General features: G+C 73.0%; 21 protein-coding genes and 3 pseudogenes. 16 read left to right on the top strand and 8 right to left on the bottom strand.

Annotated elements, in window-relative coordinates; genetic code table 11:
* The first annotated feature begins 16 nt into the window (after positions 1-16).
* On the top strand, positions 17-1,093 hold the full coding sequence (locus tag ACIPUC_RS09145; RefSeq protein ID WP_446587933.1) for a DUF2330 domain-containing protein: 1,077 nt from the start codon (positions 17-19) through the stop codon (positions 1,091-1,093).
* Between the two features lies 1 nt (position 1,094).
* On the opposite strand, the gene ACIPUC_RS09140 is transcribed toward ACIPUC_RS09145, so the two are convergent.
* The 4 genes from ACIPUC_RS09140 to ACIPUC_RS09125 form a co-directional block, all read right to left on the bottom strand.
* The gene (locus ACIPUC_RS09140; RefSeq protein ID WP_446587931.1) at positions 1,095-1,583 is read right to left on the bottom strand and encodes a carboxylesterase family protein; all 489 of its coding nucleotides are present in this window, start codon (positions 1,581-1,583) and stop codon (positions 1,095-1,097) included.
* Complete coding sequence (locus tag ACIPUC_RS09135; RefSeq protein ID WP_446587929.1) at positions 1,520-2,686, bottom strand: carboxylesterase/lipase family protein; 1,167 nt, start codon at positions 2,684-2,686, stop codon at positions 1,520-1,522. Before ACIPUC_RS09135 ends, ACIPUC_RS09140 begins: the two co-directional genes overlap by 64 nt.
* Positions 2,683-3,597: a 5'/3'-nucleotidase SurE gene (gene surE / locus ACIPUC_RS09130; protein ID WP_446587927.1), complete on the bottom strand. Its 915-nt coding sequence runs from the start codon at positions 3,595-3,597 to the stop codon at positions 2,683-2,685. Before surE ends, ACIPUC_RS09135 begins: the two co-directional genes overlap by 4 nt.
* Before the next feature lie 87 nt (positions 3,598-3,684).
* The gene (locus ACIPUC_RS09125; protein WP_446587925.1) at positions 3,685-4,947 is read right to left on the bottom strand and encodes an MFS transporter; all 1,263 of its coding nucleotides are present in this window, start codon (positions 4,945-4,947) and stop codon (positions 3,685-3,687) included.
* Between the two features lie 435 nt (positions 4,948-5,382).
* Here ACIPUC_RS09125 and ACIPUC_RS09120 point away from each other — a divergent pair, with 435 nt between their 5' ends.
* The 3 genes from ACIPUC_RS09120 (at position 5,383) to ACIPUC_RS09110 (ending at position 8,780) form a co-directional block, all read left to right on the top strand.
* Positions 5,383-6,078 carry a phosphatase PAP2 family protein gene (locus ACIPUC_RS09120; protein ID WP_446587923.1) on the top strand — a complete coding sequence of 232 codons (696 nt, stop codon included), beginning with the start codon at positions 5,383-5,385 and terminating at the stop codon, positions 6,076-6,078.
* 115 nt (positions 6,079-6,193) lie between these two features.
* The gene (locus ACIPUC_RS09115) at positions 6,194-7,720 is read left to right on the top strand and encodes a carboxylesterase/lipase family protein (protein WP_446587921.1); all 1,527 of its coding nucleotides are present in this window, start codon (positions 6,194-6,196) and stop codon (positions 7,718-7,720) included.
* A gap of 52 nt (positions 7,721-7,772) precedes the next feature.
* Positions 7,773-8,780 (top strand): LacI family DNA-binding transcriptional regulator, encoded by a 1,008-nt coding sequence (locus tag ACIPUC_RS09110; RefSeq protein WP_446587919.1) that lies wholly within the window; start codon positions 7,773-7,775, stop codon positions 8,778-8,780.
* Positions 8,781-8,993: 213 nt separating this feature from the next.
* Here the strand turns inward: ACIPUC_RS09110 and ACIPUC_RS09105 are convergent, their stop codons facing one another.
* A complete protein-coding gene (locus tag ACIPUC_RS09105; protein WP_446587917.1) occupies positions 8,994-9,770 on the bottom strand; it encodes a phosphatase PAP2 family protein in 777 nt (258 codons plus the stop codon).
* Complete coding sequence (locus ACIPUC_RS09100; protein WP_446587915.1) at positions 9,760-10,770, bottom strand: alpha/beta hydrolase fold domain-containing protein; 1,011 nt, start codon at positions 10,768-10,770, stop codon at positions 9,760-9,762. The genes ACIPUC_RS09105 and ACIPUC_RS09100 overlap by 11 nt, the downstream gene beginning before the upstream one ends.
* 223 nt (positions 10,771-10,993) lie before the next feature.
* Here ACIPUC_RS09100 and ACIPUC_RS09095 point away from each other — a divergent pair, with 223 nt between their 5' ends.
* The 9 genes and pseudogenes from ACIPUC_RS09095 to ACIPUC_RS09055 all read left to right on the top strand — a co-directional run bounded on the left by ACIPUC_RS09095 (position 10,994) and on the right by ACIPUC_RS09055 (position 20,742).
* On the top strand, positions 10,994-11,422 hold the full coding sequence (locus ACIPUC_RS09095) for an ATP-binding protein (protein WP_446587913.1): 429 nt from the start codon (positions 10,994-10,996) through the stop codon (positions 11,420-11,422).
* Positions 11,423-11,548: 126 nt separating this feature from the next.
* Positions 11,549-13,156, top strand: a pseudogene (locus tag ACIPUC_RS09090) (AMP-binding protein); the annotation flags it as partial.
* On the top strand, positions 13,142-13,696 hold the full coding sequence (locus tag ACIPUC_RS09085; RefSeq protein ID WP_446588894.1) for an acyl-CoA thioesterase: 555 nt from the start codon (positions 13,142-13,144) through the stop codon (positions 13,694-13,696). The pseudogene ACIPUC_RS09090 and the gene ACIPUC_RS09085, both read left to right, overlap by 15 nt.
* Positions 13,678-15,981, top strand: coding sequence for an oxidoreductase (locus tag ACIPUC_RS09080; RefSeq protein ID WP_446587911.1), 2,304 nt, complete (start codon positions 13,678-13,680; stop codon positions 15,979-15,981). Before ACIPUC_RS09085 ends, ACIPUC_RS09080 begins: the two co-directional genes overlap by 19 nt.
* 12 nt (positions 15,982-15,993) lie before the next feature.
* Positions 15,994-16,995: a carbon-nitrogen hydrolase family protein gene (locus tag ACIPUC_RS09075; RefSeq protein WP_446587909.1), complete on the top strand. Its 1,002-nt coding sequence runs from the start codon at positions 15,994-15,996 to the stop codon at positions 16,993-16,995.
* Entirely contained in the window at positions 16,992-18,107 is a 1,116-nt protein-coding gene (locus ACIPUC_RS09070) for a cupin domain-containing protein (RefSeq protein ID WP_446587907.1), read from the top strand. Before ACIPUC_RS09075 ends, ACIPUC_RS09070 begins: the two co-directional genes overlap by 4 nt.
* A 14-nt stretch (positions 18,108-18,121) precedes the next feature.
* Positions 18,122-19,045, top strand: coding sequence for a fumarylacetoacetate hydrolase family protein (locus tag ACIPUC_RS09065; protein ID WP_446587905.1), 924 nt, complete (start codon positions 18,122-18,124; stop codon positions 19,043-19,045).
* 9 nt (positions 19,046-19,054) lie between these two features.
* Positions 19,055-19,852, top strand: coding sequence for a maleate cis-trans isomerase family protein (locus ACIPUC_RS09060; RefSeq protein WP_446587903.1), 798 nt, complete (start codon positions 19,055-19,057; stop codon positions 19,850-19,852).
* A 59-nt stretch (positions 19,853-19,911) separates the two neighbouring features.
* A complete protein-coding gene (locus tag ACIPUC_RS09055) occupies positions 19,912-20,742 on the top strand; it encodes a PaaX family transcriptional regulator (protein WP_446587901.1) in 831 nt (276 codons plus the stop codon).
* 491 nt (positions 20,743-21,233) lie between these two features.
* Here ACIPUC_RS09055 and ACIPUC_RS09050 read toward each other — a convergent pair whose 3' ends face one another.
* On the bottom strand, positions 21,234-21,536 hold the full coding sequence (locus ACIPUC_RS09050; RefSeq protein ID WP_391022347.1) for a hypothetical protein: 303 nt from the start codon (positions 21,534-21,536) through the stop codon (positions 21,234-21,236).
* A 191-nt stretch (positions 21,537-21,727) separates the two neighbouring features.
* On the opposite strand from ACIPUC_RS09050, the gene ACIPUC_RS09045 reads away from it, so the two are divergent.
* From ACIPUC_RS09045 to ACIPUC_RS09035, 3 genes and pseudogenes are all read left to right on the top strand, one after another.
* Positions 21,728-22,996 carry an IS701 family transposase gene (locus tag ACIPUC_RS09045; protein ID WP_446588892.1) on the top strand — a complete coding sequence of 423 codons (1,269 nt, stop codon included), beginning with the start codon at positions 21,728-21,730 and terminating at the stop codon, positions 22,994-22,996.
* Positions 22,997-23,093: 97 nt separating this feature from the next.
* Positions 23,094-23,666, top strand: a complete 573-nt coding sequence (locus ACIPUC_RS09040; protein ID WP_446587899.1) for a hypothetical protein — start codon at positions 23,094-23,096, stop codon at positions 23,664-23,666.
* 124 nt (positions 23,667-23,790) lie between these two features.
* Positions 23,791-24,177: pseudogene (locus tag ACIPUC_RS09035) on the top strand (transposase); the annotation flags it as partial.
* Between the two features lie 962 nt (positions 24,178-25,139).
* Here the strand turns inward: ACIPUC_RS09035 and ACIPUC_RS09030 are convergent.
* Positions 25,140-25,334: pseudogene (locus ACIPUC_RS09030) on the bottom strand (IS5-like element IS4811 family transposase); the annotation flags it as partial.
* Positions 25,335-25,336: the final 2 nt, after the last annotated feature.

The raw sequence follows: 25,336 nt of genomic DNA, 5'->3' as shown, positions 1-25,336 counted from the left end.
CTGAGACCGCGTGTGGATGAGAAGAAGAATTGCCGCCCTGCTGATAGCCCTGCTCGCGACCCAGGTGGGCGCCCTGGTCAACCCCGCCTACGCGTGCGGATGCGGGGCGATGGTCCCCGACGGGCAGTCGCGGATCGGAGTCGACCGCGAGACGTCCGTCGTGCGCTGGGACGGCCGTACGGAACAGATCGTCATGCGCTTCACCGTCGGCGGGGACGCGCACCGGGCCGCCTGGATCATGCCCGTCCCCGGGCGGGCCACGGTGGAACTGGGCGACGGGAAGGTGTTCGGCGAACTCGCCTGGCTCACCCGGCCCGAACGCAAGACCCGCAGCTACTTCTGGCCCCGCGGAGGCGACTGGCCCTTCTCCTCCGGGATCCGGGACGGCGCGGGCGCCGCGCTGCCCGGCAGCGGGGACCCGGGAGTCGGCGTCGTCGGCCGCGAGCAGCTCGGCGACTTCGACGTCGCGCGCCTGACCGCCACCGACCCGGACGCCCTGAAGAACTGGCTGGAGTCCAACGGCTTCGAGCTCCCCGACCGGCTCGCCGCCGAGGTCAAGCCCTACGTCGACCAGAAGTGGGAGTACGTGGCGGTACGCCTGGCCCCCCGGCAGCAGGGCAAGCCGCTGCGGGGGGACCTGGACCCGCTGAAGATCCGCTTCGAGAGCCCGACGCTGGTCTACCCGATGCGGCTCTCCCGGATGGCGAAGACCCCCCAGTCCCTCGGCCTGTACGTACTGGCCGACCACCGCATGGAGCCGCGCTCGGCGATCGGCGGATCCGCGCCCCAGGTGACCTTTGCGGGGAAGGTCACCCCCGAGAGCGGACCGCTCGCCGAACTCACCGGCGGGGAGCCGGTGTTCCTGACGGCGATCGACCAGCAGTTCCCGGAACCGGGCCGCATCGACGCCGACCACGAACTGCGGGCCACCGCCAAGGACACCTCGTACCGCAGGATCGTCTTCCGCAACGAGCTGCTCACGGTGGGGGACGGCATCCCGGTCTGGCTCCTGACGGTGTCCGCCGCCCTCGTCGCGCTGGCGGCGCCGGCCTTCGTGGTGCTGCGGCGCCGGCGCCGCCGCGCGGCCGCGTGACTCAGAGCGGCCGGTCCGGCTGGGTCCGCCAGAACGCGCACTGGTGGTCCGCCCCGAACGACGAGCCCGCCCCCGACTCCGCCGGGCCGAGGGTGAGCACCGGGGCGGCCCCGGAGCCGGGGAGGGCCGCCGGCCAGGTGGCCTGACCCGGCACGACGGGGACGCCGAAGCGGGCGAAGGCACCCCAGTAGCGCTTCATCCGGGTCGCCAGCGCCACCTGCACGGGGGTCAGCGGGCGCTCACCCATGGTGAAGTCGTGCAGATAGGCCAGCTCGGCGCTGTGCCCGTTCGCCTGGTCGAGGCCCGGCACCTGGGCCCCGGCCAGCGTCGGCGACTGCGGATCGTCGAACTCGTACGCGTACGTCGGCACTTGGGCGGCAAACAGCTCCGCCGTCCGCGCGGTGTGACAGGCGAAGGCCGAGTCGGTCAGGACGGCCGAGTACGCCAGATAGGGCGAGCCGTGGGCCTCGACCGGATAGCGTGCGAGCACCTCGGGCCCCGCGTCCCCGTACTTCGCGAGGACCTGCGCGTGTACTGCTCCCGCGTCAGCTGGGGCTGCGTCAGCGCGACGAAGAAGCGGCCCTCGGAACGGGTGCTGCCGATCAGGACCGGCACCTTGTGCCACGTACCGCTCCGCACGGCCCGCTCCGGATCGACCGGCAGCAGGCCGTCGCCCGACGCCGGGCCCGGGGTGGGCAGCGTACGGGCGGCCCCGACCAGCGCCGCCCCCGGGGCTGCGCGCAGGCACGCGGCCACCCCGGCCGGATCGCCGCACCCGGCCCGCGCGGCGAACTCCCGCGCCAGAGCCTCGGCGCGGGCGCTGTCGGGCGTCCGCAGCAAGGTGCACGGGCCGCTCTGCAGCACCGCCCGGTGGAACAGGCCGGCGGCCGACGGGGCAGCCAGCAGCCCGCAGACGGAACCGCTGCCCGCGGACTGGCCGGAGACCGTCACGCTGTCCGGATTCCCGCCGAACGCGCCGATGTTCTCGCGGGTCCACCGCAGCGCCGCGATCTGGTCCATCAGCCCGAACGAGCCGGACCGCACCTCGCGCGGACCGTTCAGCTCGGGAAGGTCCAGATAACCGAGCTGCCCCAGCCGGTAGTTGATGCTGACGACCACGGTCTGGGTGAGCTCGGCCATGGTCAGCCCGCCGAACTGGGTTCCGGTGCCCTGGCTGTACGCGCCCCCGTGCATCCAGACGACCACCGGCAGCCGGGCTCCGGGGCGGGCCGTCCGCGGCCGGTACACGTCCAGGTACAGGCAGTCCTCGCTGACGGCCGCCGGATCGCGCAGGCCGAACGGCGAGAACTGCAGGCACGCGGGAGCCTGTTGGCCGGCGTCCCGTACTCCGCTCCAGCGCGCCGGCGGCTGCGGGGCCCGCAGCCGTGCGTCCCCGACCGGGGGAGCGGCGTAGGGAACGCCCAGGAACTCCTGCGCCCCGTCCCGGTTCTGTCCGCGCAGGGCGCCCTGCGCGAGCGCGACCACGGGCTGCGGCGAGCCGCCGGACCGTGCGGCCGCCGGTACGGCCGGGGCGAGCAGGGCCAGCGCAAGGCAGAGGACGGCGCCGAGGAGGGGTCCCGTCCGGCGTTTCACGGGCGGAGCCCGGCGATCAGGGCGGAGGTCACGGCGTGGTCGGCCGGGCCGGTGTTCCAGTCGGCGTTCATCGGGCTCACGGCGATCCGGCCCGCGCCGACGGCCTCGATGTCGCCGCCCTTGGCCGCGGGCCGCAGCGCCACCTTGACGGTCACCTTCCAGGTGCCGTCGCCGGAGTCGGTGAAGTCCGGCTGGAGGAAGTTCTGCGGATCCTGGAAGGTCGAGGCCACACCGGCGGCCGTCCCCGTACCGTCCGCGCCGACCACCGGGTGGTTGACGTTGAGGCCGACCCCCTCGGGCAGCAGCCGCCCGGACCGGGCCCGCGCCCGCAGCCGGTCGATCAGCTTGACGGCGAAGTCGACCGTCGGGCCCATCGCGTTAACGGTGGTGACCGGGTCGGGCGCGGCCAGCCCGCCGGTGCTCAGGGCGATGGCCGGCACGCCGGACTCCAGCGCGGCGACGGCGCCGCCGACCGTACCGGAGTGGGTGGCGAGCCCGGCGACGTTCGGGCCGAAGTTGGTGCCGGAGACCACGAGGTCGGGGGCACGGTCCGCGAAGACCTCGGCCAGCCCGAAGGCGACGGAGTCGCCCGGCGTGCCGTCGACGGCCCACACCTTGGGCTCGGGGTGCTTCACCGCGAGGGTGGGGCCGCTCATCATCTTCGTGCCGGTGCCGCTCTGGTTGGTGAGCGGGGCCACGATCGTGACGTCGTGACCGGCCGCGGTCAGCCGCTCGAACGCCTTCCGGATGCCTGGTGCGTTGTAGCCGTCGTCGTTGGTCAGCAGGATCCGCAGCGGGTCGGCGGGCTGCGGGGAGGAGGGCTGCGGGGAGGCGGCCGCGGGTGCGGTGCCGGCCAGGGCCGGGGTGCACAGCAGCAGGGCGGCCAGCGGCAGAACACGCTTGCGTCTCACGGGGATGCTCCTTCGAAGGGTGGGTGACGCGGGGTTCGGGGACGCGGCGTCCGGGGACGCGGGGCGGGGACGCGGGGTTCGGGGGGATCAGCGCACGCTGCGGATCGGGAGGATGGCGAGCGCCCCGATCAGCGACAGGGCCCCGCCGGCCAGGAAGAGCGGGGTGTAGCCGCCCAGCCCCGTGACGATGGCGGAGGCGACGAAGGGGGCGATGATCTGCGGTCCGGCGTTGGCGATGTTGAGGACGCCCATGTCGCGGGCGGCGTCCTCGGCCCGCGGGAGGACGAGGGTGACCAGCGCGGTGTCGACGGCCATGAAGCAGCCGAAGGCGAGGCCGTTGAGCGCGCTGAAGACGAGCATGCCGGTCCACGTCGGGCTCACCACGGGGACCGCCATGACGAGTCCGGCGAGAGCGGCCGAGACGCCGACGAACACCTTGCGGCGGTTCCACCGGTCGGACAGCAGGCCGCCCAGCACGGTCGAGAGGGCCATCGCGACCATCGACACCGGGGTGAGGACGGCCATCGCGGCGGGCGGGGTCAGTCCGGCGGGCAGCGCGATGTGGTCGTCGAGGATGTACAGCTGGTAGCCGACGACCGAGAAGTAGCCGAGGACCATCAGGGCCCGGCCGATGAACGCCCACCGGAAGTCGTGGTTGCCCAGCGAGGAGAGGAAGGCGGCGAGCCGGGCGCCCTTGGGCCGGGCGGCCGCGGCGGCTGCCGCCGCGGTGGCAGCCGCGGTGCGCGGGACGTCCCGGCAGAAGGTGGTGAGCAGCAGCGCCGCCACGGCGACGAGGGCGCCGAAGACCAGGTAGCCCGTCCGCAGGTGGTCCGCGGTCTGGGAGGCGATGAGGACGCCGACCGTGCCGCCGATGGGCAGACCCAGTCCGACCAGCGCGGACGCGGTGCCGCGGCGGGCGGCCGGGATGCGGTCGGGCACGATCGCGGTGACCGCGGCCTGGTAGACGTTCATGGTCGCCTGCACCAGGCACCAGCCGATGCCGACGAGGAGCGCGGTGCTCACGCTGCCGAGGAAGGCCAGCGCGGCGAGCGAGGCGAGGGCGCCGCCCAGGATCCAGGGGCCGCGGCGGCCGCTGCGGTCGGAGAGGGCGCCCGCGATCGGGTTGAAGGCGGTGGCGAAGATCGAGCTGACTCCGCCGATCAGGCCCAGCACGGCGACCTTGTTGACCGGGTCTATCGCGGCGATCTGGAGGGGCAGCAGCACCGATCCCACGCCCATGTAGACCGCGAGCATCGCGGAGTTGGCGAACAGCAACAGCGGCAGCAGGCCGCGCTGGCGCGGCGGTTCGGGGACGGCGGGGACGGGATCGACGACGTCGGGCAGGGCCATGATTACTCCTCGGGGGACGGAGCGGGGAGGTGGCGGGGGAGGGTTGCGGGTGAGGGGCGGGGTGGGGGGCCGCATACGCGGGGAGCGGCGGCGGGGGCACGCGGCGGCAGCAGCCGGAGGCGCCGGGGAAGCGGCGGACGAGCGCGGTTCACCTGATGTTGTTACACGTGTCACCTGTCGCGCTGGACACTGTGTAGCACCCATTCCCGGCCACCGCCAGGGGTCGTGCGGGGACGTGTCCCGGATCGTGACCGCCTAGCGATCCCTTGTGCCATGACGTGTAACCAAAGCTTGTGCGGAGGCCGGGTCTCGGCCATACTCCGTGCCGCCGCGTGCCCCCGCCGCCGCTCGCCGCCTCATCGCTTCGAACCGCCGACCGTGCTTGCCGCTCGCCCTCCCGTGTCCGCTCTCCGGGACGACCGTGAAAGGCCCGCCATGCCGTCCTCGCCCTCCCGCGTGCCGCCGCCGCACCCGGTGCCGGCCGCTCCGCCGCGCAACGCACTCGCCTGCGGGATCGCCCTCCTGCTCGTACCGCTCCTCGTCGCCCTGCTGCTCCGCGCGGTCGAACGGCCCTTCTTTCAGGGGTTCGACGACGGGTGGGCGGCCGCGGTGAACAGTTCGTCCGCCGACGGGGACGGAGGGTTCGCCCTCGTCCTCGACCGGCTCGGCGGCCCGCTCGGGCTGATCCTGCCGCTGGTGCTGATCGGCGTCCTCTGCGTGTACGGGCGCTGGCGCTCGGCGCTCTTCGTCTTGGCCGCGGCCGTCGCCGCCAACCTGTTCGTGGTCCTGCCGCTCAAGCAGCTGGCCGACCGCCCGCGCCCGCCGCATCCGTGGGTGCTGGTCAACGAGGGCTCGTACCCGTCCGGCCAGGTGTTCAGCGCGGTGACCCTGGTGATCGTGGCGGGGCTGGTGGTGTTCCCGCCGCGCGCGCGACGCTGGTGGTGGGCGGTAGGGGCCGGGTACGTCCTCGCCATGATGGCGAGCAGGACCTGGCTGCACGCCCAGTGGCTCAGCGACACCTTCGCCGGCGCCCTGCTCGGCGCCGGCGCGTGCCTGGTGCTGTGGCGGGTCTTCGCCCCGCTGCTGCGAACGGAGGCGGAGCGCATGGCCGCGGACAGTCTGTGGCTGTGAGCCCGGGCGACCCGAAAGCGCGCTTCTATCGAGAAGTGTTGACGGTCGAGAAAATTACGCAATAGTCTCGTGGTGGTCGTCGCGCATCCGGTGCGCGGCCAGGAAGGACGGGCTCATGGCTCACTCCCCGGACGAGGACCAGACGGTCGTGGACCTGCCCGCAGGGCGGCTCCGCGGCGCGGCCGAAGGCGGTCTCCTCGTCTTCCGCGGCGTGCCGTACGCCGAACCGCCGGTCGGCGACCTGCGCTGGAGGCCCGCCCGCCCGCACCCGGGCTGGAGCGGGATCCGGGACGCCACCGCCGACGGCCCGAGCGCACCGCAGCTGTACCGCGACGGCGGCGACCCGGTGCTCGGCGGCCACGGGTCGCCCCCGTTCGACGAGGACTGCCTGACCCTCGACGTGTGGACCCCCGCCGCCGACGGAGGCCGCCGTCCGGTGCTCGTCTGGATCCACGGCGGCGGCTTCGTCTCCGGCTCCGGTTCACTGCCGGGGTACTCGGGCGAGACCTTCGCGCGCAACGGCGATCTCGTGGTCGTGAGCATCAACTACCGCATCGGACCGCTTGGCTACCTCTGCCTCGGCCCCGGCGAAGGAGCCAACCACTGGCTCACCGACCAGCTCGCCGCCCTGCGCTGGGTGCGGGAGAACATCGCCTCCCTCGGCGGCGACCCGGAATCGGTCACGGTCGCCGGGCAGTCGGGCGGCGCGGTGTCCACCGCCGCGCTCGCCGGGCATCCGCAGACACAGGGTCTGATCAAGCGGGTGATCCTGCAGAGCCCGCCCCTCGGCCTGGAGCTCCCCGGCCCGGACGCCGCCCTGCAGCGCACCGCCGCCTACCTGGAGCTCGCCGGGGTCAAGGACGAGGCGGAACTGCGCACCCTGCCCTGGCCCGCGCTGATCGGGGCGAGCGCCGGACTGTTCGCGCGGACCGCGCGGTGGGGCTACTGGCCGACCCCCTTCCTGCCCGTGATCGACGACGCCACCCTGCCGCAGCACCCGGCCGAGGCCCTGCTGAGCGGGGCGGCGGCCGGGATCGACGTACTGATCGGCTGGACCCGGGAAGAGGCCACCTTCGGCTTCGCGCTCGACGAGGGGTACGCCGCCTCCACCCGGGAGCAGGTCACCGACCGCATCGCGGAGGCCTTCGGCGACGCGAGCGCCCCCGCCGTGTACGCCGAGTACGAGCGGACCCGCCCCGGCGCCCGCCCGCACGAGGTCCTCATGGACCTGATCACGGACGAGCTCTTCCGGGTCCCCGCCGTACGGCTCGCCGAGGCCAGGGCCGCGCTCGGCCGGCCCGTCCGGACCTACCAGTTCGACCTGCCCACCCCCGCGCACGAGGGCCGGCTCGGCGCCACGCACTGCCTCGAACTCCCCTTCACCTTCGACAACTTCGGCCAGTGGTCGCGCGCTCCCTTCCTGGCCGGCCTCGCCCCCGCCGTCCGCGACGGCCTCGCCCATGCCATGCACCAGGCCTGGATCGCCTTCGTCCGCACCGGCGACCCGAACCACTGCGACCTGCCGCCGTGGCAGCCGTACGACACCCGGACGCGCACCACGATGCGCTTCGACTCGGTCGTCGGCGCCCTCGACGACCTCGCCGGCACCTCCCGGCGTCTTCATCTAACTCGTGTAACCTGAAAGGAGCTGCAAGAGCTGCAAGAGTCCGGCAGAAGGAGCTCCGAGGGACGTCATGGCCAAAGACACACGCGTCCCCGCGTCCATCACCAGCGCCGACGTGGCCCGGCTCGCCGGGGTGTCGCGCGCCACCGTATCCTTCGTGCTGAACGACACCCCCGGCCACCGCGTCAGCGAGACCACCCGCGCCCGGGTGCGCGACGCGGCCCGGCAGCTCGGCTACGTCCCGCACGCCGCCGCCCGGTCCCTGCGGGCCGGCCGCAGCAACCTCGTCCTGATGCCCGCCTCGGTCTCCGCGATCGGCCGGCTCGTCAGCGACTGGGTGGACGACCTGCACAGCGAGCTCGACCGCCACGGCTACACGGCCGTCCTCCACGCCGGCCGCTTCGCCGACCCCCTCGACGCCGCCCGGGCCTGGGCCGAACTGCGTCCCGCCGCCGTGGTCGCCATGGACGGGGACCGCTTCACCGGCCAGGCGGCCGAGCTGCTGCGCCGCGCCGGGGTGCGGGGCCTGCTCGCGTTCGCGGCCCGCCCCGTCGAGGGCGTGCACACCGTCGGCTTCGACCACGCCCGGATCGGCGCCACCGCGGCCGCGCACCTCATCGGCCGGGGCCGGAGCCGGATCGGCGTCGTCATGCCCCTCGAACGGGGCCTCGGCACGCTCGCCCAGCCGCGCCTCGCGGGCGCCGAGTCGGTCGCCGCCCGCCACATGGCAACCGTGACCCCGGTGGAGCTGGCCTACACCCGCGAATCCGCGACCGCGCTCGCCCGGCGGTGGCGGAGCCTGAACCTGGATTCCGTCTTCGCGTACAACGACGAGTACGCGGCCCTGCTCCTGCACGCGTTCCGGGCCGAGGGCATCCCGGTACCGGACGAGGCCGCCCTGGTCGGCTCCGACGACCTCGTCCTGTCCGCGCTCCAGCAGCCCGCGCTGACCACGGTCCGGCTGGACCTGCCCTCGGCCGCCCGGATCGCGGACACCGTGCACGAGCTGATCGAGACCGGAACGGCCCCGCCGGTAGCGCCCGTCGAGGCCGTCCTCGTCCACCGCCAGACCTCCTGAGCACCCGTCCGCCGCCGTCACGACGGCGGCGGACGAACGCCCGTTCCGGCCGGCCCTGCTCCTGCGCACTCCGCCGGTACCCGGGGGACGGCCCCGGTGGGGGAAGCCGTCGTGCTCGAGCAGCCGGCCCGGCCCGCCGTCGCAGGACCGAGCCGTCGCCCGCAGCATGCCGGTCAGCCGGTCAGCCGGTCAGCCGGTCAGCCGGTCAGCCGGTCAGCCGGTCCGACCGGGACCGCCCCCGGCCGAGACCGCGGCGACCTCCCGACGGTCGCGGACCCGGCCGCGTATGCGTACACGTGCGCCTGCGCGTTCACGCTCGCGCTCGAGCGCAGGCCGCAGCAGCCACCACACCAGCAGCCCCGCCCCCGCGCCCGCCGCGGCGCCGGCCGCGGTGTCGCTGAGCCAGTGCGCGTGCAGCCAGGTGCGGCTCCACATCATGGCCAGCGTGAAGACCGTCCCCGCCGCCCACCACAGCCGCCGCCGGGCGGCCGGGACCAGCAGCGCCCCGACGACGACCACCAGGAGCGCCGCCGTGGCGGCGTGCCCGGACGGGAAGGAGCCGTGGTCGACGCGGACCAGCGGATGCGCCGGGCGCGGCCGGTCCACCAGGTGCTTGAGGCCCTGCACGACGAGCAGGTTGCCGCCCAGGAAGGCGAGCAGCAGGAACCCGGCCGACACCCGGCGCCCCCGCACGAGCAGCAGAGCAAGCAGGGCGAGCGGGACGACCGCGCCGAACGGGCCGCCGAACCAGTCCAGGGCCGAGGCGGCGGCCGCGTACGCCCCGTCGTGCGGGCCGCCCATCCAGGTCAGCCAGCGCTCGTCCAGCGCCTGGAAGGGCGGATCGGCGACGTCGGCGCGGACCACGAGGGCCGCCAGCGCGGCGGCCCCCAGGAGCAGCAGGCCCAGGAGGAGCAGGCCCCCGCCGCGGGGCGCCCCGCCGGCGGACCCGTCGGGGCGGGCGGCTTCGATCGCGGCCGGACTACTGGTCACGGCCGGCTCTCGCGGCCGCGGGAGCGAGGTGCCCGGCGAGGAAGGCCACGCTCTCCGCGACGATCCCGGGAATGTCCGCGGAACCGAGGAAGATGTGGTCCGCGCCCTCGACGGGCCGCAGGGTGGCCTCGCCCCCGGCGCCGTGCAGCGCCTCGGCGAGGGCTTCGCTCTGGCTGTACGGGACCAGGCCGTCGTGGGTCCCGTGCACCAGCAGGAACGGCGGCAGGGGAGGGCCCCCGGCGTACGTCACCGGGCTGGCCGCCCGCGCCGGCTCCGGGTCGTCGGCGACCGGGGCGCCGAGCAGGGCCTCGTACGGGTCGGGGAACGCGACCTCGGAGGGCATCGGCGGCATGGGGTGCGCGGCCAGGGCGACCAGGTCGGAGCAGCCGTACCAGTCGACGACGGCCAGCACCCCGGTCTCCCCGGAGCCGATGCCCTCCGTGCCCTCGAGTGCGGCGCCGCCCTCCGTGCCGGGGCCGACGAGGCCGGCGAGCGCGGCCAGGTGGCCGCCGGCCGACTCGCCCCAGACGCCGATCCGGTCGGGGTCGATGCCGAGGACGCCGGCGAACGCGCGGACGTAGCGGATCGCGGCCTTCACGTCGTGCAGCTGGGCCGGGAAGGGCGCTTCGAGGCTGTGCCGGTAGTCGACGGAGACCAGCGCGAGCCCGGCCCCGAGGACCGCGCCGTGCAGCAGGTCGGCGGGCACGGTCGGCGGCGGGTAGCGGCGGTCGCCGTCGAGCCAGCCGCCGCCGTGGATCCAGACGACGGCGGGGAAGGGGCCGTCGCCGGCGGGCACCTGGACGTCGAGCAGCCGGGGACGGTAGCCGGGCGTGGTCGCGTAGGTGGCCCCGTCGAAGCGGCGCACCCCGTCCGGGCCGGTCACGGGCGCCACCGGGGGCCGGTACGGCGGAGGCGGCCAGGTCATATCGGCGGTGTCGAACGCGGCCGGGGTCGATACCGGGGGAGACGCCGGGCGGGATGCCGGGGGAGTCTGCGTCATTGCGGCCCTTCCAAGGCGGGGCGGCCGGGGCGGGCGCAGCTTCGTGACGTTTGTCCGAAATGCTTGCGCGGGCCGCCGGGGGGGACGTAACGTGTTACACGTGTAATCACGACTCTAGCGATGCGTTTCCGCTGCCCACAAGCCCAGTGGCTATCAGGTTCTTGGAATCGGTTACGCGAGCCACTCCAGCGGTTACGTCGCCTTCCCCCTCCGGGAGCACGTCATGCCCACCACCCTCGGCGGCTCGGTCCGCAGCGTCACCCACTGGGTCACCGACCCCGCCCCGGTGGCCGTCCCGCAGGTCAGGGCCCGGGTTCGGGCCGTGCTCGAAGGGTGGCGGATCCCGCTCGACGCCTCGGACGCCCTGCTGCTGGCCGTCAGTGAGCTCGTCGGCAACGTCGTCCGGCACGTGGGCGCCGGCCGGATGCGGGTGGCGGTGGCCTGTGACGGCGGATGGCTCCGGCTGGAGGTCGCCGACCAGGGCGCGTCGCTCCCGCGGCTGCCCGCGCCCCGCGCGGCGGTCGACCCGGAGGCCGAAGACGGGCGCGGCCTGCTGATGGTCCAGCTGCTGGTGGCCGGGCTGGGCGGCGAACTCGCCGTGGTGGCCGAGGAGTTCGGCACGTCCGTCCGCGTGGGCATCCCGGCGGCCTGAGCCGCGGTCCGGGGTCGCGGGGGGCGGCTGCAGCCGCAGCGATATCGCGAAATCTTGACGGACGCCAAATATTCGACATACCTTGCTCCCGTCTCCCCCGCTGCTCCCTGATTGAGGTGCCGCCCCATGGAGCTCTCCCCTTCCGCGCACGCCGACTCCTTCTGTCGTGACCGGCTGCCGCCCTTCCCGCTCTGGCCCGAACTCCACTTCGACCTACCGGAGTTGTCCTATCCGGACCGGCTCAACTGCGCCCGGCGACTGCTCGACGACGCCGTCGAACGCCTCGGCCCCGACCGCCCCGCCCTGCTCACCCCGACCGACCGCTGGACGTACGGCGAACTCCAGCGCCGGGCCAACCAGGTCGCCCAAGTGCTCACCGAGGACCTCGGCCTGCGCCCCGGCAACCGCGTGCTGCTGCGCGGCCCCAACAACCCCTGGCTCGTCGCCGCCTGGTTCGGCGTCCTGAAGGCCGGCTGCGTCGCCGTGACCACCATGCCGCTGCTGCGCGCCGCCGAACTCGCCGAACTGCACGACATCAGCCGGCCCGCGGCCGCGATCTGCGACCACCGCCACACCGGGGAACTCGACGCAGCCGGCCTTCCCGGCCTGCCGGTCCTCAGCTACGGCGGACCCGGTCCCGAGGACCTGACCGCGCGGTGCGCGGCCAAGGACGGCCGCTTCGCCACCCTCGACACGGCCGCCGACGACGTGGCGCTGATCGCCTTCACCTCCGGCACGACGGGCCGCCCCAAGGCGACCCTGCACTTCCACCGCGACGTCCTCGCCAATGCCGACACCTTCTCCCGGCACATCCTCAAACCCCGCCCGGACGACGTGTTCACGGGCACGCCGCCGCTCGCCTTCACCTTCGGGCTCGGCGGGCTCGTGGTCTTCCCGCTGTACGCCGGCGCCGCGACCCTGCTGATCGAGCAGGCGGCCCCGCAGCAGCTGGCGGACCTCGTCGCCGCCCACGGAGTGACCGTCCTGTTCACCGCTCCCACGGCCTACCGAGCGATCATGGCGGCCGGGGCGGTGGACCGGCTGGCCGGACTGCGCCGCTGCGTATCCGCCGGTGAGCCGCTGCCCGCCGCCGTGTGGCACGAGTTCCACGAGGCCACCGGCCTGCGGATCATCGACGGCATCGGCGCCACCGAGATGCTGCACGTCTTCATCTCGGCGGCCGACGAGGACATCCGGCCCGGCTCCACCGGCCGCCCGGTGCCCGGCTACCGCGCCGCCGTCGTCGACGAACAGGGCGATCCCGTGCCCGACGGGCAGCCCGGCCTCCTCGCCGTCACCGGTCCCACCGGCTGCCGCTACCTCGCGGACCCGCGCCAGGCCTCGTACGTCAGGAACGGCTGGAACATCACCGGCGACACCTATGTCCGCGATGCCGACGGCTACTTCTGGTACGTCGCCCGCAGCGACGACATGATCGTCTCCTCCGGCTACAACATCGCGGGCCCCGAGGTCGAAAAGGCCCTCGCCGCCCACCCGTACGTCGAGGAGTGCGGTGTCGTCGGGGCCCCCGACGAACGGCGCGGCATGATCGTCAAGGCGTACGTGGTCCTGCGCGCGGACGTCCCGGCGGCCCCGGCCACGGTCCGCGCACTCCAGGACCACGTCAAGCAGACCATCGCCCCCTACAAGTACCCGCGCGCCGTGGAGTTCGTGACGGAACTCCCGCGCACCGGCTCCGGAAAGCTCCGGCGCGCCGAACTGCGCGGCCTGGCGGCCCGGACGGCCGCCGAGGCCGCCGAACACGCCGGAACACGCATCGGGCCGGTCGATCCGCCGCAGCCGCCCGAGCCCCCGCGGCTGCCGAGCGTCGTCGTCGAACGCCGCGTCGAATGGCCCGACACCGACGCCGCCGGCCACTACCACCACTCCACCGTCGTCCGCTGGGTCGAGGCGGCCGAGGCCGTGCTGCTGCGCCGCCTGGGCCTGGCGCACCTGTTCGGCAGCACGCCCCGGGTCCACTTCGAGGCCGACTACCGGGCCCGGCTGTGGTTCGGGGACGCGGTGCGCACCGAGCTCCGGGTCACCAAGGTCGGCGCCAGCTCCCTCCACTACGCCTTCACGGTCCACGGGGAGCACGGCGCGGAGGCGGCCGCCGGACACATGGTCGTCGCCCACTCGGCCGCGCGCGCCACCGGGGCCACCCCCTGGCCCGACGACGTACGGGCCGTACTCACCACCGCGGGCCCGCAACGGGCCGAGCTCCTCATCGCTTCGGAACCACTGGGAGGCACGCCGTGCGCGTGGCAGTCATAGGAGGGGGACCCGGCGGGCTGTACTTCGCGGCCCTGGCCAAACAGCTCTCCCCGCACTGGGAGATCACCGTCTGGGAGCGCAACGCCCCCGACGACACCTTCGGCTTCGGCGTCGTGTTCTCCGACGAGACCCTCGACGGCATCGCCCAGGCCGACCGCGAGACGTACGAGGCCATGTCGGCCCGGTTCGCCCGCTGGACCGACGTCGACGTCCGCTACCGGGGCCGCACCCTCACCTCGGGCGGCCACGGCTTCGCCGCCCTCGGCAGGCGGCACCTGCTGCGGATCCTCCAGGAGCGCTGCTCCGCCCTGGCGGTGGACGTCCGCTACCGCACCGAGGCCCCGCCGGCCGCCGAACTCGCCGCCACCCACGACCTGGTGGTGGCCTGCGACGGCGTACGGTCGGCCACCCGCGCCGCCTTCGCCGACACCTTCGGCCCCGACCTCGACGAACGGGCCGGACGCTACATGTGGCTGGGCACGGACAAGGTCTTCGAGGCCTTCACCTTCATCGTGGACGAGCAGGACTTCGGCACGCTCCAGGTGCACGCCTACCCGTACGACGACACCCGCTCCACCTTCATCGTGGAGATGGCCGAGGACGCCTGGCGGCGCGCGGGCTTCGAGGCGTCCGCAGCCCGCGACCTGCCGCCCGGCGCGAGCGACACCGAGAGCATCCGGCGCTGCGAGGAACTCCTCGCGGCCCACCTCGACGGCCACCGGCTCCTGCCCAACAACTCCAAGTGGCTGCGCTTCACCACCGTGCGCAACCGCACCTGGCGCCGCGGCAACATCGTCCTGCTCGGCGACGCCGCCCACACCGCGCACTTCTCCATCGGCTCCGGCACCAAGCTCGCCATGGAGGACGCCCTCGCGCTGGCCGCCTGCCTGCACGAACACCCGGACGTGCCGCGCGCGCTCACCGCGTACGAGGACGAGCGCAAGCCGGTGGTGGAGTCCACCCAGCGGGCGGCCCAGGCCAGTCTGGAGTGGTTCGAGCACATCGACCGGTACACCGGCCAGGACCCCCACCAGTTCGCCTTCAACCTCCTGACCCGCAGCCGCCGCGTCACCTACGACAACCTGCGCGTGCGCGACGAGGCCTTCACCAGTGCGGTCAACGGCTCCTCGCCCGTGCCGCCCATGTTCCGGCCCTTCCGGCTCGGCGGGCTGCTGCTGCGCAACCGGGTCGTCGTACCGCCGACCGCGCTGGACACCGCCCGCGAGGGAGTCCCGGGCGACTTCGACCTCGTCCACCTCAGCACCCAGGCGCTCGGCGGCTCCGGCCTGGTACTCGCCGGGATGACCGCCGTCAGCGCCGACGGGCGCGCCACCCCCGGCTGCCCGGGCCTGTGGAGCGACGAGCAGGAAGCGGCCTGGCGGCGGATCGCCGGGTTCGTCCACGGCCAGTGCGACACCCGCCTCGGCATCCAACTCACGCACGCGGGCCGCCGCGCGGCCACCGGCGACGGGCCGCCCGTCGCCGCCTCGGGCCTGGCCTGGGACGAGCACAGCCGCCTCCCGCGCGAGGCCGACCGGGCCGACATGGACGCGCTCGTACGGGACTTCGCGGCCGCCGCCCGGCGCGCCGACCGGGCCGGCTTCGACGTGCTGGAACTCCAGTACGGGCACGGCCACCTGATCTCCGGCTTCCTCTCGCCGCTGACCAACCGGCGCACCGACGCCTACGGCGGGGACCTGGCCGGGCGGCTGCGCCTGCCGCTCGAAGTGCTGCGCGCCGTACGGGCGGTGTGGCCCTTCGACAAGGCCCTGCTCGTCCGCATCTCGGCCGCCGACTGGGCCGAGGGCGGCCTCACCGAGACCGACGCCGTGGCCGTCGCCCGCGCCCTCGCCGAGGCGGGCGCCGACGCCATCGACGTCTCCACCGGAGAGGTCGTCGCCCACGAGCGGCCCCGGTACGGCCGCAGCTACCAGACCCCGTACGCCGACCTGATCCGCAACGCCACCGGGGTCCCCACCATCGCGGTCGGCGCGATCTCCACCTACGACGACGTGAACTCGATCATCCTGGCCGGCCGGGCCGACCTCTGTGGTGTGGGCCGCGCCCAGCTCCACGACCCCCTGTGGACCCTGCACGCCGCGGCCGCCCAGGGCTACACGGGCCCCGCGGCGCCCTGGGCGCCCTCCTGGGCGGCGGGCCGCCGCCGGCCCCCGGCCGCCCGCACCGACCGGGTGCCGCCACGCCTCGAACTCCTGCGGCCGCCCGCCGAACCCGTCCACCGCCGCTGGCTGCCGCGCGTCGCCGCGGCCCCCGCACCCCGATAGCAAAGGTCCCCCATGGACAACCTGCGCCGCTTCACGGCCGCGGCCGTCCAGGCCGCACCCGTCTACCTCGACCCCGCCGCCACCGTCGACAAGGCCGTCGCCCTGATCGCCGAGGCGGCCGGCAACGGCGCCGAACTCGTCGTGTTCCCCGAGGTGTTCGTCCCCGGATACCCGTACTGGAACTGGACGATGAACCCGGTCCAGGGCTCGCCCTGGTTCGAGCGGCTCCGGGCCGCCTCGGTCGACGTACCCGGCCCGCACGTCGACGCCCTGCGCGCCGCCGCCCGGCAGCACGGCATCACCCTCGTCATCGGCGTCAACGAGCGGGTCCCGTACAGTCTCGGCGTCCTGCACAACACCCTGCTGACCATCGGCCCGGACGGCGAACTCCTCGGCGCCCACCGCAAGTTGGTGCCCACCTGGGCCGAGAAGCTCACCTGGACCGGCGGCGACGGCAGCTCGCTGCGGGTCCACACCACCCCCGTCGGACCGCTCGGCGTCCTGGCCTGCGGCGAGAACACCAACACCCTCGCCCGGTTCACCCTCCTCGCCCAGGGCGAACTGGTCCACGCCTCCTGCTACATCGCCCTGCCGGTGGCCCCGGCCGACTACGACATGGCCGACGCCATCGCCGTGCGCACCGCCGCCCACAGCTTCGAGGGCAAGGTCTTCTCCGTCGTCGCCTGTTCCACCGTCTCCCCGGAGATCGTCGACGCCATAGCCGGGGACGACGAGGAGCTCCGCGAGCGGTTCACCCGCCCGCGCAGCGCCCTGTCCGGCATCTTCGGCCCCGACGGCCGCCCGGTCAGCGAGCCCCTCGTCGACGACGAGGGCATCGTCTACGGCGAGATCGACCTGGCCCGCTGCGTCCAGCCCAAGCAGATGCACGACATCGTCGGCCACTACAACCGCTTCGACGTCTTCCGCCTCGAAGTCGACAACCGCCCCCGCCTGCCCGTGTCGTTCACCGTACCCCCGGGCCCCCCGACCGCCACCTCCGAGGAGGACGCATGACCACCGAGCACGACGACACCGCCCTCGGCCGCGCCCGGGTCACCGACACCCCCGAACTCACCGCCTACTACGAGGAACTCGGCGCCCTCGACGCGGGCGCGCTGTGGACCGTCGCCAACGACATCGAGCCCTGGTTCCCGCAGCCCGAGTCCGTTCCCGTGCTGTGGCGTTACGCCGACCTGCGCCCCCTGGTCCACAAGGCCCTCGGCCTGGTCCGGGCCGACGACGCCGGCCGCCGCGTGGTCATGCTCGTCAACCCCGGCCGCCGGGACGTCAGCGCCGCCGCCGGACTCCTCTACACAGGCCTGCAGATCATGGGCCCCGGCGAGGCCATGACCGCACACCGCCACCAGGCCGCCGCCCTGCGCTTCGTCCACGAGGGCACCGGAGCCTGGACGGTCGTCGACGGCCAGAAGCTGAAGGTCGGCCCCCGCGACTTCGCCATCACACCCAACGGCACCTGGCACGAGCACGGCAACGAATCCGCCGACGCGCCCGTCATCTGGCAGGACGGACTCGACATCCCGCTGGTCAACGCCCTGGACGCGGGGTTCTACGAGGTGCACCCCGAGCTGTACCAGACGCCGGGGAAGGTCATCAACTCCTCCGTCCTGACGTACGCGGCGAACCTGCTGCCGTACGGCGTGGAGAAATGGACCCGGCCCTACTCGCCGCTGCTCGCCTTCCCCTGGGAGCCGACGTACGAGGCCCTGCGGGGTCTCGCCAAGGCCGGCGAGGGCTCCCCGTACGACGGAGTCATCGCCGAGTACACCAACCCGCTCACCGGCGGTCCGGTGATGCCCACCATGGGCGCCCACATGCAGCTGCTGCGACCCGGCCAGGCCACCCGCGCGCACCGCCACACCGGTTCGGTGATCTACACCGCCGCCAAGGGCCGGGGAGTCTCGGTGATCGCCGGACGGCGCTTCGAGTGGACCGAGGGCGACATCTTCTGCGTCCCGTCCTGGGCCTGGCACGAGCACCACAACCTGGATCCGTCCGAGGACGCCTGCCTCTTCTCCTTCAACGACTTCCCCGTCATGCGCTCGCTCGGCTTCCACCGGGAAGAGGCGTACGCCGACCACGGCGGCCACCAGCCCGCCACCGCCTGACCCGAGGAACCCCCATGCGACTGCTGACCTTCACCACTGCCGACTCCGCCGATTCCGCCGATTCCGCCGAGCGCCTGGGCGTCGAGGCCGACGGCCTCGTCATCGACCTGGCCGCCCTCGCCGACCGGGCCGGAGTCCAACTCCCGCACGACCTGCTCTCCTTCATCCAGGCCGGCCCCGCGGTGCGGGAAACCGCCCGGCGCCTGCTCGCCGCGGACCCGGCCGACCGGCCGACAGGGGCCGTGCACCGCCCGGGCGAGGTCACCCTGCGCGCCCCGCACCGCCCCGGCAAGATCATCGGGGTCGGCCTCAACTACGTGGAACACGTGGAGGAGTCCAGCCGCAGCCTGGACACCGACAAGGAACGCCCCCCGCGCCCCGTCCTGTTCTCCAAGCCCTCCACCGCGGTCACCGGACCGGGGCAGCCCATCCTGCACAACGCCGGCCTGACCACCCAGCTCGACTGGGAGTGCGAACTCGCCGTCGTCATCGGCCGCACCGCCTACCGGGTCAGCGAGGAGGACGCGTACGACCACATCTTCGGCTACGGCATCGTCAACGACATCAGCGCCCGCGACCAGCGCCGCTCCGGCCAGTGGTTCTTCTCCAAGGGCCAGGACTCCTACGCCCCCTTCGGCCCGGTGGTCGTGACGGCCGACGAGATCCCCGACCCCATGGACCTCGACCTCTCGCTGCGCGTCAACGGCGTCACCAAGCAGAAGTCCAACACCCGGCACATGCTCTTCCCCATCGCCCGCCTCATCGCCGACATCAGCTCCGGCATCACCCTGGAGCCCGGCGACGTCATCGCCACGGGATCGCCCTCCGGAGTCGGAGCCGGGATGGTCCCGCCGGAGTTCCTCGTCCCCGGGGACACCGTGGAAGCCACCGTCGAGCTGATCGGCACCCTGACCAATCCCGTCGTCGACGCCCGCTGAGGAGTACCCATGACCTCCCCGACCCACCGCACCTTCCGCACCTTCCGCATCGGGCAGATCGTGCCGAGCTCCAACGTCACCATGGAGACCGAGGTCCCGGCGATCCTGCGGTCCCGCCAGAGCCTCGTACCCGACGAGGGCTTCACCTTCCACTCCAGCCGGATGCGCATGACCCATGTGACCCCGGAGCAGCTCAAGGCCATGGACGCGGACTCCGACCGCTGCGCCGTGGAACTCTCCGACGCCCGCGTCGACGTCCTCGGCTACGCCTGCCTGGTCGCCATCATGAGCATGGGCCTCGGCTACCACCGCGCCGCGCAGGAACGCCTGCACCTGCGCACCGCGGAGAACGGCGGCCCGGCGCCCGTGGTCACCAGCGCCGGGGCCCTCGTCCACGGGCTGCACACGCTCGGCGCCCGGAAGATCGTGCTGCTCGCCCCGTACATGCGCCCGCTCACCCGTACCGTCGTCGACTACCTCGGCCACGAGGGCATCGAGGTCCTGGACCACACGGCCCTGGAGATCCCCGACAACCTCGACGTCGCCGCCCACGACCCGGCCCGGCTGCCCGGGCTCGCCCGGGCGCTGGAGTACGCGGAGGCCGACGCGGTTGTCCTGTCCGCCTGCGTGCAGATGCCCTCCCTGACCGCCATCGAGGAGGCCGAACAGCTCCTGGGCAAGCCGGTCGTGTCCGCGGCCGTCTGCACCGCCCACCAGATGCTGCGCGCCCTGGACCTCGAGGCCGTCGCCCCGGGAGCCGGACACCTGCTCTCCGGCGCGTACGCGCGGGCGCCTCTGCCGCAGTAGCCCGAGGGGGCCGGAGGAGGGCTCGATATGATCGCGACCGCGTACAACGGAAGGCGATCATGTCGGACAGCCCCCTTCGGCCCAGCTCGTTGATCAACACGGTCTACGGGGCGTTCCTGCGCCGCCTCGGCGGCTGGATCTCCATCGCGGACCTGATCACGCTGATGGGGGAACTGGACGTCGACGGCCCGGCCGTACGCTCGGCGATCTCGCGCCTCAAGAAGCGCGGAGTCCTCGAACCGGAGCGCCGGGGCGCGACCGGGTACCGCCTGAGCCCGGCCGCCCACCCCGTCTTCGACGAGGGCGACCGCCGCATCTTCGCCAGCCTCGAACCCGCCGATCTGGCCGACGGCTGGGCCATGGCGGTCTTCTCCGTACCGGAGTCCGAACGCAACCACCGCTACCAGCTGCGCACGCGGCTGACCTGGCTCGGCTTCGGCAACATCGCCCCCGGCGTGTGGCTGGCGCCCGGCCGGCTGCTCGACGACGCGCGCGGCATGCTGGAGCGGCTGGGACTCAGCGACTACGTCCACCTGTTCGCCGCCGAGTACGCCGCCTTCAGCGACCTGCCCGACACGGTCAGCTCGTGGTGGGACTTCCCGGCGATCCAGACCCAGTACGCGGCCTTCACCGACGCCTACGCGCCCGTGGCGGCCCGGCTGGGCGCGGGGCCCGACCCGGACCCCGCGCAGGCGTTCCGCCACTACGTGCCGCTGCTCACCCAGTGGCGCCGCCTCCCGTACCTCGACCCGGGCCTGCCGACGGAACTGCTCCCGGCCGACTGGAACGCGGTCGCCGCCCGCCAGGTGTTCCAGCAGCTCCACACGGTGCTGCTGGAACCGAGCCTGCGCCACGTCCAGGACGTGACGGGCCTGACCGAAAGCCCCTAGTGCTGCGACCGGAAAGGTTCACGGTCGCGGCCCCCGGCACGGCACCTCGCCGCGTTGTCGGACCGCGCAAGTACGTCCGGTACGAGCCGCGGCCCTCCCCTTGCGATGCACCGCACCGGACACCGCGACAGGGCCAGGGGGAGGTGCCCGAGGTCGGCGGCCATATGTGCGGGTGGCCGGGCGGGCTCGTGGCGGCGGGTCGTCACCAGCGTGGCGCCGTGCGGGCTGGCCGGCGGCCACAGGCCCTTGAGGTCGGCGGGGGCGGCGACGTCGTCCAGGACGATCAGCCGACGGCGGGCCGTCGCGGTGGCTCGGGGTTCGAGCCAGGCCAGAAACGCGGCCGGAGCGTCTTGGGGTTCTCCGGGGGGCACGGGCAGGATTTCGGCTGCGGCCTGTGCGTACGCGGACAGGAAGCACGCCAACATCAACTTCCCGCCCCCTAGTACTCCAGTGTGACTTCGTAGTTCCACGTCATGTCGCACGTGTGGTGGCTATTGGGCGGTGTCCTGTCCGATCGCGCGGAGGACATCGGCGAGCCAGACCAGGTGGTGGCCTACGGCCCGGTTCGGGTCGGCGAGGAGGTCCTCAAGGTGCTGCCATGACTCGGAGAGCTGCCCGATTGTGATCGTTTTCGGTTCGTTGGGGACGTCGTAGAGTTCGTCGCCCGGAACAGACCAGAAGTAATCGTGTTCGAGCGCCACGGCGCTGCCGGCTGACGCTTCGATGTGTTGCAGTGCCAGCTCGAAGGCCGTCCGAAGCTGATCAAGCGGGATCCGCAGAGGTTCGCTGTCCATGTGCTCATTGTGACGATCAGGGGCCGCCGTCGGACCGCAGCAAGGAGTTCGGAACTGCCCCCGGGACCCGGCCCGGAGCGAGAGCAGCCACCGCCTGATCATCGGGGGTTGTGTGGACTCCTGAAGATCGTGCGGTGGCCCCGAGCCAGAGCGTAGACCCGATCCGGTGGCGGGCATTGTTCGACCAGGCCATGGCCCGGATCGCGGGCCGGTTCCGACGGGTGGAACCGCGGACGACCGCCCGCGCGTACCTGCTCGGGCTGCTGTCCGGCGTCGAGCGCAAGAACTGCTGGCGGCTGGCCGAACAGGCTGGTCACGCACGTCCCGGACCGATGCAGCGTCTGCTGCGAAGCGCCCGCTGGGACGCTGATTCCGTCCGCGACGAAGTCCGCGCTTACGCCGTCGACCACCTCGGCAGCGATGGTGGCGTGCTGATCGTCGACGAGACCGGCTTCATGAAGAAGGGCCGGGCCTCGGCAGGCGTGCAGCGGCAGTACACCGGCACCGCCGGACGCATCGAGAACAGCCGGGTCGGTGTCTTTCTCGCCTACACCACCGGCCGGGGGCGGGCGCTGATCGACCGCCGGCTCTACCTGCCTGAGCATTCCTGGTGCACCGATCCCGAGCGCCGCCAGGCGGCCGGGATACCCGACGAGGTGCAGTTCGCGACCAAACCCCGCCTGGCCTGGGAGATGATCGCCGCCGCGCTGGACGCCGGGGTGGAAGCACCGTGGGTGACCGGCGACGAGGCATACGGACAGGACCCGCAGCTTCGTGCCGCCCTGCAGGCCCGCGGGACCGGCTACGTTCTGGCCGTCGCCTGCTCTATCCGGGTCCGGATCAACTCCGGCTGCACACCGATTCGCGCCGACACGGTCGCCGACCGCCTGCCCGAGGCTGCCTGGCACCGGCAAAGCGCCGGCACCGGCGCGAAGGGCCTGCGCTATTACCACTGGGCCTGGATCCATATCGGCACCGGCGAATACCGCCACCTGCTGATCCGCCGCAACCCCACCACGAGGGAACTCGCCTTCTACCTGTGCTGGTCACCCACCGCAGCGCCGCTGGCCGAACTCGTCCGCGTGGCCGGCAGCCGCTGGAGCGTCGAAGAGTGCTTCCAGGCCGCCAAAGGCCAAGTCGGCCTGGACCACTACCAGGTGAGGAACTGGACCTCATGGCACCGGCACGTCACGCTCGCCATGCTCGCGCTGGCCTTCCTCGCCACCGTCGCCGCCGATGCAGCCCCCGACCGGCCAGCCGACCCACATCACCACACCCGGGGCAGCAACCCGATCTCGCTGACCGTTCCGGAGATCCGCCACCTGTTCACCGCCGTCTTCAACCCACCAGTTGTATCCCCAGCCAGACTGCTGCAGTGGTCGAACTGGCGCAGACGCCACCAGGCAACAGCCCGCCGCAGTCATTACCGACGACGCTCAGCCCCCGAAGCCAGCGGATAGATCACGAAACCGCACTGGAGTACTAGGCGGTATCGACGCGGTAAGGCACCTTATGGAGAGGCCTGTTGAAGGCCGACCGGTCGATCCAGGGGGAAACATGCGGGCCCGCGCTTTCGCACTCTTACTGGCCATGGGCAGTGCCGTCCTGCTCTCCGGCTGTTCCGGTGGACCCGAAGCCTCCGCGCCGAGCCCCAGCTCCAGCCCCAGCCCCAGTGCTTCCCCGAAACAGACGCCGACCGCGACCGCCGCACCCGCGCCGACCCCGGCCAGTGCGCTCGTCGTCCTTTGGTACGGGCAGGGCGGCTCCGAGCGATACAACGAACTGGTCAGGCAGGCGCGCAGCTCCCAGAGCCTGCACGAGCAGGGCCGCGCGGTCATCGACTTCCAGTACCTGTCCGCGGCGCTCCGCGACGCCGAGGCGTACCAGCAGATCCCCGACGCTCCCAGCCAGGAGGTGTGGGCGAGCGCCCTCCAGCACATCCGCAGCGGCATGGCGAGCGTGCTGGCCGCCTCCTCCCTGGCCGCCTCGCCGCTCCCCGAGGACGAAGCGCGCGAGGCGGAGGCCCAGGGGTGGGGGAACGTCGGCAAGGGCCTCGTGGAACTGAAGGACCTGGACACCCGGTTTCGGGGCTTCGGGGTCCTGCCGCTGAAGGACCCGTGGAAGGACTAAGACGGCCCGTCCTGACCTCGTTCGTCGCCCCGGGCGGCCAGGGCGCAGGGCTCTGAAGAGAGCCACAGGCTCGCGCGCCCGGGTGCTCGAGTCTCCAGTGGCTGGAGGGTCCAGGATCTCGCCCATGGAAGACGTGCGCCCCGACGGGCGCAAAGGCACCACCAACGCCGCATGGGCCCTGATCGAACCCCTGCTGCCCGTCCCGGCCTGCGAGACCCACGCTGGCGGCCGACCGGAGAAGCACCACCGACGCGAGATCGTCGACGCCATCCGCTACGTGGTCGACACCGGCTGCAAATGACGGGCGCTGCCAGCGGGCTTCCCGCCCTGGCGCACCGTCTGGGGATTCATGGCCCGTCGGGCCGCTGCCGGAATCGTCGGCCAGATTCGAGATGCCCTCGCCCAGCGGATCCGCCGCGAGATGGGCAAAGGACCCCGAGCCGTCGCGACCGTCATCGACTACCAGTCGGTGAAGGCTGCCGAGACAGTCGGGCGGGACTCCCGCAGCTATGGCGGGGAACCGGCATCCGTAGGAACCGCCGGGGGCGCGTTTGCGTTCGTTCTGCTACCGGATGGTAATGCGTCAATAGGTTGATCTCTTTACAGGACACTCAAGGTGGTGAATCTGCGGACCGATGTTGCCGAGGAAACGGAAATTCCGTTCGGAACGTCACTCGTTCCTCCTCAAGGAGCACCTATGGGTCCCGAGTACGGGCATAAGTCGACGACGCTTGGTCCTCTCCCCCGAAAGGGGAAATGGGTTGCCTGCGGCGCGATGGCATCGCTGTTTCTCGTGATGCTGGGCTTGAACAGTGCTGCGCTGGCGTCGACTCCGTACGAGTCGACGGCTGCGGTGAGCCAGGCAGACCCCGGCCCCGACGGCTGTCCGCCGTGGGGGCACAACTGTGAAGACGGGCCGGGCGCGATCGGCCCGACCGGGCCCACGGGTCCGACGGGTGCCACCGGCCCTCAGGGCGAGCCCGGCGAACAGGGTGAGCCGGGTCCGACCGGGGCAACGGGCCCGACCGGTCCCGGCGCTGGAGCAACCGGCGCCACTGGTCCGACGGGCGCCACAGGTCCGACGGGGCCGACCGGGCCCCCGGGAATCGATGGCGCGGGCGCGACCGGCGCGACCGGCGCGACGGGCGCGACCGGCGCGACGGGCGCGACCGGCGCGACGGGCGCTACCGGCGCTGGCGGCTTGTCAGGGGTGTTCATCGCTGTTGCGGCAGAGGAGGACGTTCCCCCAGGTGGGACGGCATTCGTTCCGGTCGCGTGCCCCGCGGGGAAGACCGCCACAGGCGGAGGTATCACGCTAGGCACCGAAACAACCTGGGCGTTTATCCAAAGTCGTCCGGGTGTTCCCGCTGCCCCCAATCATGGGTGGGTCGTGCAAGCGACGAATACCGGTGCGGTAGCCGCCGATCTGGTTGGCTGGGCCGTCTGCGCTGACCTCGCCTAGCGTTGGCTGGCGGGACCGGAGCTCCTGCGTTCAGGCGGCTTTGACGAGGGAGGAAGGCTGAGCCTCTTCGTCTGGGTGATACGTCGGGTCATGAGGGTGATGGCGGCCCAGGTGATCAGGGCTTCGGAGTGCTGGACGAGTCGTTCGTAGTCCCTGGCGTGGCGACGTGCGTGCATGAGCCACGCCAGGGTGCGCTCGACGACCAACG

Source organism: Streptomyces sp. LARHCF249 (assembly GCF_052871255.1).
The sequence above is the reverse complement of the archived record's forward strand: the minus strand, read 5'-3'. Positions and strand labels throughout refer to the sequence as shown.